Here is an 11,829-nt window from a genome sequence, read left to right as displayed (position 1 = left end):
TTCTCAGACGGTGGTGTCGGCGACGGGCTGACTGCCGGGGGACGGCCGCGGCACGACGGCGATCGGCGCGCGGGCCGCCGACGGAACCGGGCGGCGCTCGGCGAGCGGCACGATCGCGGGCAGCTCCGTCTCGCCCAGCACCACCCGCCGGACGACCCGCTCGGCGGCGCGGCCGTCGTCGTGGGGGCAGAACCGCTCCCGGAACGCGGCGCGCAGCTGGGCCGAGCGGGAGCCGCGCCAGTGGCCGGTCGCGAAGATGTCGATCAGCTCGTCCTCGCTGCGCGCGACCGCGCCGGGCGGAAAGGCCCGCAGGTCGAAGTAGGTGCCGCGGGCCGCCTCGTACGCCTCCCAGTCGTCGGCGTGGATCACGATCGGCCGGTCCAGGTTGGCGTAGTCGAACATGAGGGACGAGTAGTCGGTGACCAGCGCGTCCGAGGCCAGGCACAGGGACTCCACGCTCGGGTGGTCGCTGACGTCGATGACCCCCGGCACCTCCCGCAGGGGCGGGGCCTCCTGCCAGTAGTGGGCGCGGGCCAGGATCACGAAGCGCGGGCCCAGCCGGCGCAGCAGCCGCTCCAGGTCGAGGTGGGAGCGCTGGACGCGGCGGTAGTCGCGGTGGGTGGGCGCGTAGAGGACGGCGATCGTGTCGCGGGGGATGCCGAGCGACTCGCGCAGCCGGGCCACGTCCGCCGAAGTCGCCTGCTGGAACACGTCGTTGCGGGGATAGCCGTACTCGAGGGTCTCGTAGCGGCCCGGGTAGACGCGCTCCCAGGTGAGCGTGGTGTGGCGGTTCGCGGACAGCACGTAGTCCCACTTGTCGACGCCGCCCAGCAGCCTGGCGAAGTCCATGTCGCGGGCGGCCGCCGGGCGTTCCTGGAGGTCGAGGCCCATGTGCTTGAGCGGAGTGCCGTGCTGGGTCTGCACAAAGACCTGACCGGGGCGCTTGACCAGCCGCCGGTCGAAGTTGACGTTGTTCACCAGGTACTTGGAGCGGGCCAGCGCCGTCCAGTAGGCGGCCGTGCCGGGGCGCACCCGGCGCGGTCCCGGCGGGACGGCCGGCTGGTGCTCGGGGCGGGCGATCCACGCCGTGCGCACCTGCGGCGCGAAGGTGCGGAACGCGGCCTCCAGCGCGCCTGGGTTGCAGCCGTGCCCGCGGCCCCAGTACGCGGCGAACACGGCCCGGTCGGCGCGCAGCGGCAGCCGCAGCTGGATCCGGTAGTGGGCCTGCAGGACGCCCGCCCGCAGCGCCCGGGTGAGCTTCGAGGCCGCCTTGTGCGCGCGCCGGAGCAGGGTGATGAACCCCTGCAGCGCCCGGTAGGTGCGGTGCACGCCGAAGTGGATCAGCGTGTGACGCAGATGGCAGCGCAGCGAGACCGAGGCGCCCGGGGTGCGGTAACGGCGGTAGTGGGCGCGGGCCATGCGCAGGAACTCGGCGCGTGTGCCGCGCGGGAGCCGGTCGCGCTTGGTGAACACCGTCGACAGGTGGTCGACCATGCGGCGGAACAACACCGGCCGCCATTCGGCGAGTTCGGGCCGCTGTTCGACGAACGCGAAGACCCGGTCGTACTGCTCGAAGACGTCGAAGTGGCCGCGGCTGGTGGTGGACAGGATGTTGCCCCGGCGGCGCTGGCGGTAGTGCACACAGACCCGGTCCAGCGTCGCGAGGGTCTTGGCCGCCATCAGCGCCGGGTACGTCCACGGCGTGTCCTCGTAGTAGCCGGGCGGGAAGCGCAGGCCCTCGCGCTCGACGAACTCCCGCCGGTAGGCCTTGTTCCAGGCCACCATCAGCACCCTGAGCAGCCCCGGACGGTCCTGGAGCCGGAACGGCGCCGGGCCGTCCTCGCTGAGCTGCGCCGCGAACTTGTTGGGCACGGTCTGGCCCGTCCAGTACGTCCGCGCGTAGTCGTAGACCAGGACGTCCGGCTCGCCCGTCTCCCGCAGCCGGTCGGCGATCGTGCGCAGCGCGTCCGGGGTGAGCGTGTCGTCGGAGTCGAGGAACAGCAGGTAGTCGCCGGTCGCCTCCGCCATCCCCGCGTTGCGGGCCCGCCCCAGGCCGACGTTCTCCGGCAGGTGCACGGCGCGCACCCGCGCGTCCCGGGCCGCGAACTCGTCGATGATCTCGCCGCAGGAGTCCGGCGAACGGTCGTCGACGGCGATCAGCTCGAGATCGCCGTACGACTGGGACAGCACCGATTCGAGGCACTCGTGCAGGTACGCCTGAACCTGGTACGCGGGGACGATGACACTGAACCTGGGCAAGGGACATCCATGGGTCGGCGCGGGCGGTAGAGGCGGTGGACAGGGCCTTGCCCGGGAACGGCCGATGGAGTGAATCGGTTACGGTTTTCGAGGCATACGGGGGATTTCCGGTGAACGCGAAGGGGCGGGCCGATGACTCGGCCCGCCCCCGTGCTTCGGCGTCGCGGCGCGCGGTTACTTGACCGCGCCCGCCATCACCCCGGACACGAACTGCCGCTGGAACGCGAAGAACACGGCCAGCGGGATCACCATCGAGATGAACGCGCCGGGCGCGAGCACGTCGATGTTGTTGCCGAACTGCCGTACCTGGGTCTGCAGGGCGACCGTGATCGGCTGGCTGTCGGCGTTGGTGAACACCAGCGCGACCAGCATGTCGTTCCACACCCACAGGAACTGGAAGATGCCCAGGGACGCGATCGCCGGGCCGCCCAGCGGCATCACGACCCGGGCGAACAGCCGCAGTTCACCGGCCCCGTCGAGCCGGGCCGCCTCCAGCAGTTCGCGGGGGATCTCCGCGAAGAAGTTCCGCAGCAGGAACACCGCGAAGGGCAGTCCGAACCCGACGTGGAACACGATCACGCCCAGGATGTTCCCGAACAGGCCGATCTTGCCGAACAGTTCGGCGATCGGGATCAGCGCCACCTGCACGGGCACGACCAGCAGCCCCACGACGCCGAGGAACCACCAGTCCCGGCCCGGGAACTCCATCCACGCGAACGCATAGCCCGCGAGCGAGCCGATGACCACGACCAGCACCGTCGCCGGCACCGTGATCAGCACGGTGTTGACGAGGGAGTCGGTGATGTCGCCGTTCTCCAGCAGCTTCCGGTAGCTGTCGAAGGTGAGTTGGGAGGGCTTGCTGAACACCTCCCACCAGCCGGTGGCGCTCATGTCCTCGGGGGAGCGGAGCGAGGAGACGAGCAGACCGACGGTCGGCACCAGCCAGAACAGTCCGACGATGATGAGGAACGCCCGCACCAGACCGCCGTTGAGCTTCTCGATCAACCACTTGCCCGCCGTCGTCATCGCCGCACCTCCGGCGCTCATCGCCTGACCTCCCGCCTCAGCCGACGCACGTTGAACCACATCACCGGGATCACCAGGAGCAGCAGGAACACCGCGATCGCGCTGGCGATGCCCGGCTGGTCCTCGGAGAAGCCCTTGCGGTACAGCTCCAGGGCGAGCACGTTCGCGTCGTCCTGCGAGGACCCCGGGGCGATGATGAAGACCAGGTCGAAGACCTTCAGCACGTTGATCATCAGGGTGACGGCGACGACCGCGAGGACCGGCGCGAGCAGCGGCACGGTGATTCTGCGGAACACCTGCCACTCGTTGGCCCCGTCGACGCGCGCCGCTTCGAGGAGTTCCCTCGGCATCCCGGCGAGACCGGCCGCGATCAGCACCATCGCGAAGCCCGCCCACATCCAGATGTACGAGCCGATGATCGCCGGTGTGACCAGCGACGGGCCCAGCCAGTCCAGCCCGTTGTACGCCTCCTTGAAGTTGCTCGCGGGCAGCCGGAGTTGAGCCCCGTCGGCCGATTCGGGCAGCGTGAACGTGCCGTCGTCGGCGGCCTTCGTCGACGCGACGACCTTGCCGTCCTTGACCGCCTCGATCCTCATCCCCGCGTACCCGAGCTCGGTCGCGTCGGGGGAACCGAGGAGGCCGACGCCCTTGCCGCGGGTGAAGTCCTGCCAGGCGGTGCCGGTGACCTTCCCGAGCTCGGGCTGTGCCTGCACGGCCCGCTTCGCGCTGTCGGGCAGCTGGTCCGGGGCGACGCCGACCAGCGGGAGGGCGACGCTGTCGCCCAGCTGCACGGGGGCCTCGGTGATGAAGCCGCCCCGGTCGCCCGGATCGGGCTTCAGCGGTGAGTCGCGGCCCGGGTGCGCCTTCGGGAACGCGGACGCCTCGGCGAACGTGTCGTGCACGCCCACCCACACCGCGTTCGCCACGCCCTTGTCCGGGTCCTGGTCGTAGACCAGCCGGAAGATGATGCCGGCGGCGAGCATCGAGATCGCCATCGGCATGAAGACGACCAGCTTGAACGCGGTGCCCCAGCGCACCCGTTCGGTCAGCACCGCGAAGATCAGACCGAGCGCGGTCGCGATCGTCGGCGCGAACACCACCCAGATCACGTTGTTCTTCAGCGCGGTGCGGATGCCGTCGTCGGTGAAGAGGGCCTTGTAGTTGTCGACGCCGGCGAATCCGTCGCCGGACTGGTCGTAGAAACTGCGCACGACCGAGTACCCGATCGGGTAGACCACGAGCGCGCCGAGCAGCACCAGGGCGGGCAGCAGGAACAGCGCCGCCACGGTCCTCCGGGTGCCGGTCACGCTCTTGTGCGAACGGGGAGGGGCGGGGGCTTCGGAAGCCCCCGCCGCCGCTGGCGATGTCATCGCCGGATCAGTTCCCGTACGCCGTCGCCGCGTCCGACTCCAGTTTCTGCTGGATGCCGGCCACGTCCGTCGGGTTCTTCAGGAAGTCCTGCAGGTCCTTCCACTCGCCCTTGCCCGGAGTGCCGCCGAACGCCTGCGGGGCCTGGTCGGACATGTCGAAGCGGAAGTCGTCGCCCGCCGCGATCAGCGACTGGGCGATCTTGCGCTGGACGTCGTTCGGATACACGGCGAAGTCAACGTTCTTGTTCGGCGAGAGATAGCCGCCCAGCTTGGCCTGGATCTCCGCCGCGTCCGGCGAGGCCAGGAAGGTGGCCAGCGCCTGTGCGCCCTCGGAGTCCTTCAGGATGACGGCCGCGTCGCCGCCGGAGACCACCGGCGCGGTGTCACCGACCTTCGGGAACGGGAACACCTTGGCGTCCGTGCCGATCTTCGCGTCCGTCTGCCCGATGTTGACCTGCACGAAGTCGCCCTCGTAGACCATGGCGGCCTTGGGCTGGTCGCCGCCGGTGAAGACCTGGGTGACCGAGTTCGGGAACTGCGTCTGGAGGGCTCCGTCGGCGCCGCCCGCCACGTAGTCCTTCTTGCCCCAGATCTGGGCGAGGGTGGTGAGAGCGGTCTTGACGGTCGGATCCGTCCACTTGATCTCGTGCTTCGCCAGCTGGTCGTACTTCTCCGGACCCGCCTGGGACAGATACACGTTCTCGAACCAGTCGGTCAGCGGCCAGCCGTCGGCACCCGGGATGGAGAAGGGGGTGACGCCGGAGTCGTAGACGGTCTGCGCGGTCGTGAGCAGCTCGTCCCAGGTCTTGGGCTCGGTGGCGCCCGCGTTCTCGAAGACCTTCGCGTTGTACCAGACCAGCGACTTGTTGGCGGCCTTGTAATAGACGCCGTACTGCTTGCCGTCGACCGCGCCGATGTCCTGCCAGCCCTTGGAGTAGTTCTTCTGGAGTTCCTTGAGCGCGGTGGCGCCGAGCGGCTTCGCCCAGTTCTTCTCCACCGCCTGCTTGATCGCGCCCGGCTGCGGGAGCATCGCGATGTCCGGGGGCTGACCGCCCGCGATCTTCGACCCGAGGAAGTTGATGATCGGGTCCTGCGCCGGGACGAAGGTGACCTTCGCGCCGGTGCGCTTCTCGAACTCCGCCAGGACCTTCTTGAAGTTGGCCTGCTCGGGCCCGGTCCAGACGGCTGCGACCTCCAGGCTGGTGCCGTCGAGCTTCGGGAGGGTGAGGGTGCTGCCGGAGTCCTTGGTTCCGGTTCCGCTCCCGGTTCCGCTGCTCTTGTCGTCGTCGCTGCCGCACGCGGTGAGCGAGAGCGCGAGGGCTCCCGCCAGGAGTGCGGCGGCCGCGTTCACGGTCCTGCGTGTCCGGATGGTGCTGCTTGTGCTACGCATCACTGCCCCGTTCTTCGTTCCTCGTCGAACGTTCGAGCGCTGTCCCGTGGCACTGGTCTACGCCGGGTGTCACAGCTCGGCAAGAGCGCCCGCGCTGTCAAGAGGGGGATCGTGATCGCGTCGTGATGGGTGAGGGTGTTGGTGTGAGCGTCACTGGGGGCTGCGCCCCCAGGCCCCCGCTTCGGCCCTGAAAGGGCCTTGTCCTCAAACGCCGGACGGGCTGGATTGGCCTGACCGGTGCTTGTCAGTGGACGCCGGACGGGCTGGATTGGCGGGAGGCTCGGTCCAGGGCGCTGGCCAGGAGGGCCAGGTCTGTGGGGCCGTTGCCGAGTTCTCGTACCGGGCGGCGGGTCGGGGGGTCGCCCATGCGGTGCCATTCCAGGGGGACCACCGTGGGGCGCTGGGTCGCCGTGCGGGGGATGCGGCCGGTGACCCGGCCGCCCTGGAAGAGGGTGAGGCGGCCGTCCGCGCCCCGGAGGCGGCCACGGCCCGGCGCCGGTTCGTCCGTGCCGGAACCCGGGGGGTCGAGGCTGATCCGAACGGTGGACATCCGGGCCGGCTCCGACTCCGCCGTACGGCCTCCCGGACCGGCCGCCGCCACCAGGTGCACGCCGAGCCGCTCGCCCTCGCGGGCCACCGCCTCCAGCGCGCGCATGACCGAGCCCGCGGCGGGCCGGCCGGGGGAGCCGAGGGCGGGGGAGACGAGGGCGTCCAGGTCGTCGACCACCACGATCAGGCGGGGCAGCGGGGGCTCCGCCTCGGCCCGCTGACGGGCGGCGGCCCCCGGCCGCAGCCGGAGGGTGGTGCTGGGCGGGGCGTCGAGGTCGGCGGCGCCCGCTCCCGGCGTGGACGGGGTGCTCGGCGTCCGCTGCGGGACTATGCGGCCCGACACCGCGCGGTGCGTGTGCCACTCCGCGAAGCCGGCGCGGCCCAGCAGTTCGGCCCGCCGCTTCAGCTCGGCGCTCAGCGACTGCGCGAACTCCCGCATGCGGACCGGGTCGTTGGCGGTGAGATGGGTGGTGACATGCGGTACGTCCGTACAGACCCGCAGTCCGTCGCCGTGGCCGCCGCTCTTGCCGACGGTGTCGCGGCCGTCCAGCAGGATGATGCTCAGCCGGTCCGGTCGTTCGGCGGCGGCCAGCGAGGCGACGACCGCCCGCAGCAGCTCCGAACGCCCGCTGCCGGTCGGGCCCTCTATCAGCAGATGGGGGCCCTCGGCGACGAGGTCCACGCCGACCGGGCCGCGCGGCCCCGCGCCCAGCACGGCCCACGCCCGTCCGCCGAGCGCCTCGGCGTCGTCGGCCGCGTCCGCCCAGCGGGCCAGCAGGGAGGCGGGCGTGGCCCGGGCCAGGCCCAGTTCGTCCAGCAGCCGGGCCGACTGGGGCAGCGGTGCGGACACACGCGTGTGCCGCTCCCCGCCGCCCGCGCCGTCCGGCCGCAGGGGGGCGAGCGCCCGCGCGAAGCGTTCCGCCCAGGCGAGCGAGACGGCGTCCACCGCGCCCAGCGTGCCCGGTCCCACCGGGCCGGGCCGCTCCGGCTCCGCCCCGGCCGACGCGACCCGCACCAGCCGCAGCGCCGTCGCCACGTCCCCGCTGAGCAGCGCGACCGCCCCGCACGCGCGGAACGTGGGCACCGCCGCACAGGCCGCCTCGTATGTCTGCGTCACCGGCGAGGAGGGAGAGGCGGCGGGCGTCTCGGCCAGGCAGACGACATGTATCCCGGCCCGCGGACCGGCCACCGCCAGCCGGGCCACCGCTGTGCGCAGATCGGCGCCGCCCGGGTCGCCGTCCACGACGACCACCGTGTACGGGCCGGGGAAACCGCCGTCCGCCGGGTCCTCGGCCACCGCCCAGGAGGGCCGGCGGGCGGAGCCCCGGGGCGCCGGGATCGGTGCCGGACCGGTCGTGTCGCCCGTACCGCCCGCGCTGTCGGTCAGGTGGTCCTCCAGGCGGCGCAGGAGTTCGTCCGCGCGGGCGGCGGCCTGGTCGCGGTCGTAGGCCAGGAGGAGCCGGCAGTCCTGGCCGTGTCCCGGGCGCAGATGGGGGAGCCAGCCCAGCCAGGACCACTCGGCGGTCCGCTCCTCCTCGGAACGCGCGCGGTCCGTGCTGATCAGGACGACTTCCAGGGCGTCGGGGGAGTGCAGCGCGGCGAGTTGGGCCAGCACCGCGCGCGCCAGCCCGGCCAGCCGGGGGCGCGGCCCGGCCAGGCCGAGCGCGCCGACCTCGCGCAGCCCCGCCGTCACCGGTACGGCGGGCAGCAGACCCGAGCCGTCGGGCGCCGCCCGGTCGGCCGTGCCGAGCCGCACGGTGAGCGCCTCCGGGTGTCCGGGGGCGCGCTCCCACAGCCGGGGGCCCGGGCCCAGCGCGGTGAGCAGCAGCGCCGCCGGGTCCGGCCAGGTCTCGGGTGCGGCGGGCGGACCGGCGATCGGCTGCGCCTCGGCTCCGACGGCCTCTTCGTCGTGGGTCCCGGGGACGACCATGTCCTCGGCGCCGCCGCGCCCGCCGGCCAGCCGCCGCGCCCACGCGGACAGCCCTCCGCCGCGCTTGCGCACGCCCGGGGGGACGTCGGTGCCGCGCAGCGGGGTGCCCTTGCGGCGGGCGGACGGCTCGTAGGGGGAGTCGTCCTGCGCGCTGTGCGAGGTGTGCGGGCCGCGGACGTCCTCGTCCTCGTCGTGCGGCGCGGTGAACGAGCCGAGGCCCGAGCGGCCGGCATGGGTGTTCCCGGCGTGGGTGTTCATGGAGCCCGTGCCCGACCCCGTACGCGCAGCTGCCCCCGCACCTGTTCCCGCTCCGGTGCCGGGCGTGCTCTCGATGCGCGGTGCCGTGCCCTGGCCGGGGACCACGGGAGGCGGCAGCGGAATCTCCCTGGATCCGCGCAACCGCTCGCCCCGGGTCTCCGCCGAGCCGCTCCAGTCGACGGTGCCGTAGGCGTGGCCGGTGGGGCCGTTCGGCGCGGCGCCCGTCACGCGCGCGTGGTCCGTGTCCTTCGCCGGGGGCGGGCCCGCGGCGGAGTCCGCCTCCGGGTCCTGCGCCGTCGTCCCCCCGCAGGGCACCCGTACATGGCCCTCGCCGTCCGGGGTCGTCGGCACCCGGGGGCCCGGGCCGCCGGGCGGGGCCAGCCGCAGGGCCGACTCGCCGACGCGCAGAAGGGCGCCGGGGGCGAGCCGGACGGGGCGCGTCTGCACGCGCGTGCCGTCCAGCGTGGTGCCGTTGGTGGAGCCGAGGTCGGCGACCGTGACGCGGCCCTCGGGGGAGAGCGTCACCGCGCAGTGCAGCCGTGAGACGTCCGGATCGTCGAGCGGCACGTCGGCGTCGGCGGAGCGGCCCACGCGGACCTGACCGCCGTGCAGCAGGTGGACCCCGCCCGCGTCAGGTCCGGCCACCACGTGCAGCCGGGCCGGGGCCTCGTCGACCTCCGGGTGCGGCTCGGGGTCGGCCGGGGCGCCCAGCGACAGCACCGCGCCGTCGATCAGCGGAGGTTCGCCGAGGGTGCAGCGCTGGGAGTCGAGCCGCTCCACGCCCGCGTAGAGCACGATCGCCGCCGCGGACGAGGACGACGGGGCGCCCTCCCCGGAGACCGCCGCGGCCAGCGCGGAGGCCACCGCGGCCAGGGCGGTGCCGGCGGGTGCCGTGACCAGCACGTCGCAAGCCGCGGCGCGGGTCCGCGCATCGGGGTGCGCACCCTGCGGGTCTACGACGGTCAGCCGGATCTGCATCGCCGTCAGCGGTCCCTTCTGCACGGGCGCGGACTTCCCCCCACCCCACACGAGTACAGCGGCCAGTACTGAAGGCATCCTCGCACCTGTCACTGACAACGCGCCCCACACCGGGGGACAAGTGATCTTGATTGGTCGGCTCTGCCCGCAAAAGTGCCGGACAAGTGCGTCACCGGCGATCAGTTGAGATCGGTCACGTCCGGCTCCGGCAACCAAGAAGACAGCGCGAAGCGTCTTTCCTTCGAATAAAGACGACAGCCCGGTGTCCGCACAGCCGCACTACAGTGGGGCGGAACATCGGACAGGAACAGGCAAGCAAGCAGCAGGGAGCGCGTGACGTGCGGCCAGTCGGCAGCAAGTACCTGCTCGAGGAGCCGCTCGGACGCGGCGCCACGGGCACCGTCTGGCGAGCCCGCCAGCGCGAGACCGCGGGCGCCGAGGCGGCCGTGCCGGGTCAGCCCGGAGAGACCGTTGCGATCAAGGTCCTCAAGGAGGAGCTCGCGGGCGACCCCGACGTCGTCATGCGCTTCCTGCGCGAGCGGTCCGTGCTGCTGCGCCTGACCCACCCGAACATCGTCCGGGTCCGCGACCTGGTCGTCGAGGGCGATCTGCTGGCGCTGGTCATGGACCTCGTCGAGGGCCCCGACCTGCATCGCTATCTGCGCGAGAACGGCCCCCTGACGCCCGTCGCCGCCTCCCTGCTCACCGCCCAGATCGCCGACGCGCTCGCCGCCAGCCACGCCGACGGCGTCGTGCACCGGGACCTGAAGCCGGCCAACGTCCTGCTGATGCAGAACGACGGGCAGATGCACCCGCTGCTCACCGACTTCGGCATCGCGCGTCTCGCCGACTCCCCGGGCCTGACCCGGACCAGCGAGTTCGTCGGCACGCCCGCGTACATCGCCCCGGAGTCCGCCGAGGGCCGCCCGCAGACCTCCGCCGTGGACATCTACGGGGCCGGCATCCTGCTCTACGAGCTGGTCACCGGCCGTCCGCCGTTCTCCGGCGGCTCCGCCCTGGAGGTCCTCCACCAGCACCTCAGCGCCGAGCCGCGCCGCCCGTCCACGGTCCCCGACCCGCTGTGGACGGTCATCGAGCGCTGCCTGCGCAAGAGCCCCGAGGACCGGCCCAGCGCCGAGAACCTCGCGCGCGGGCTGCGGATCGTCGCCGAGGGCATCGGGGTGCACGCGAACTCGATGCAGATCGCCGCGGCGGACGGCGTCGGCCATGTGCTCGCGCCCGACCCGGCGCCCGCGACCGTGCCGGGCGGCGCCTTCGACCCGAACGCCGCGACCAGCGTCCTGCCGCACACGTCCGGCCCGGTGGGCGCCGCCGACCCCACCACCGTCCTGCCGCACACGGGCGCTCCGGGCGCGGCCGACGCGACGGCCGTCCTGCCACCGGTGCCGCCGGGGCAGCCGGGGCAGCCCGAGCAGCCGCACCCGTGGGCGACCCAGATGCAGGGCGCCCGCGACCGCAACGAGCAGACCCAGGTCCAGCAGTACCTGGACCCCGGCGAGGACCCGCTGCGCCGCCGCCCCCAGCGGCAGGTCGCCCGTCCGCAGCAGCCGCCGCAGCAACAGCAGCCGTACCCGCCGCAGCACCAGCAGCGTCCGCAGCAGCGGCCTCAGCAGCGCCCGCAGCCCCAGCAGCAGCCCGGATACGGGTATCAGGGGCCCCCACCGCCGCAGCAACAGCAGTACGCGCCTCCGCAGCCCCAGCAGCCTCAGCGGTACACGCCGCCGCCCCAGCAGCAGCCGAGCCAGCGGCCCGCGCCGGAGCCCAGGCAGCCGCGCGAGCCGAGGCAGCGCACCGCCAACCCGATGCGGATCCCCGGTCTCGGCTGTCTGAAGGGCTGCCTGTTCACGATCGTCATCCTGTTCGTGGCCGGGTGGCTGATCTGGGAGTTCAGCCCGCTGCAGGGGTGGATCGGCACGGGCAAGAGCTACTGGGACCTGGTCACCGGCTGGATCGGGGACGTCACCGGCTGGATCGGCGACCTCGGCGGCGACTCGGGCAGCGGCTCGGGCACCCCCGGGAACTGACCCGCCCACCGGCCCGCCCGCCGA

General features: G+C 72.9%; 6 protein-coding genes. 1 reads left to right on the top strand and 5 read right to left on the bottom strand.

Features of this window, described 5'->3' with window-relative positions:
- Positions 1-3: 3 nt before the first annotated feature.
- The 5 genes from ACWD4O_RS17985 to ACWD4O_RS17965 form a co-directional block, all read right to left on the bottom strand.
- On the bottom strand, positions 4-2,259 hold the full coding sequence (locus ACWD4O_RS17985) for a bifunctional glycosyltransferase/CDP-glycerol:glycerophosphate glycerophosphotransferase (RefSeq protein ID WP_451280814.1): 2,256 nt from the start codon (positions 2,257-2,259) through the stop codon (positions 4-6).
- Between the two features lie 174 nt (positions 2,260-2,433).
- Complete coding sequence (locus ACWD4O_RS17980) at positions 2,434-3,306, bottom strand: carbohydrate ABC transporter permease (RefSeq protein WP_451280812.1); 873 nt, start codon at positions 3,304-3,306, stop codon at positions 2,434-2,436.
- Entirely contained in the window at positions 3,303-4,655 is a 1,353-nt protein-coding gene (locus tag ACWD4O_RS17975) for a carbohydrate ABC transporter permease (protein WP_451280810.1), read from the bottom strand. Before ACWD4O_RS17975 ends, ACWD4O_RS17980 begins: the two co-directional genes overlap by 4 nt.
- Before the next feature lie 7 nt (positions 4,656-4,662).
- Positions 4,663-6,045 (bottom strand): ABC transporter substrate-binding protein, encoded by a 1,383-nt coding sequence (locus ACWD4O_RS17970; protein ID WP_451280808.1) that lies wholly within the window; start codon positions 6,043-6,045, stop codon positions 4,663-4,665.
- A gap of 244 nt (positions 6,046-6,289) precedes the next feature.
- Positions 6,290-9,760, bottom strand: coding sequence for an FHA domain-containing protein (locus tag ACWD4O_RS17965; RefSeq protein ID WP_451280882.1), 3,471 nt, complete (start codon positions 9,758-9,760; stop codon positions 6,290-6,292).
- A 338-nt stretch (positions 9,761-10,098) separates the two neighbouring features.
- Here ACWD4O_RS17965 and ACWD4O_RS17960 point away from each other — a divergent pair, with 338 nt between their 5' ends.
- On the top strand, positions 10,099-11,805 hold the full coding sequence (locus ACWD4O_RS17960; protein WP_451280806.1) for a serine/threonine-protein kinase: 1,707 nt from the start codon (positions 10,099-10,101) through the stop codon (positions 11,803-11,805).
- The last annotated feature ends 24 nt before the right edge of the window (positions 11,806-11,829 follow it).

Source organism: Streptomyces sp. NPDC002623 (genome assembly GCF_053592635.1).
This window is presented reverse-complemented; position numbering and strand designations above follow the sequence as displayed.

What these genes read in the sequence shown, in the direction of transcription:
- ACWD4O_RS17980 (WP_451280812.1), bottom strand. Translation starts at nt 3,306, where the DNA reads ATGAGCGCCGGAGGTGCGGCGATGACGACGGCGGGCAAGTGGTTGATC.
- ACWD4O_RS17975 (WP_451280810.1), bottom strand. Translation starts at nt 4,655, where the DNA reads ATGACATCGCCAGCGGCGGCGGGGGCTTCCGAAGCCCCCGCCCCTCCC.
- ACWD4O_RS17970 (WP_451280808.1), bottom strand. Translation starts at nt 6,045, where the DNA reads ATGCGTAGCACAAGCAGCACCATCCGGACACGCAGGACCGTGAACGCG.
- ACWD4O_RS17965 (WP_451280882.1), bottom strand. Translation starts at nt 9,760, where the DNA reads ATGCAGATCCGGCTGACCGTCGTAGACCCGCAGGGTGCGCACCCCGAT.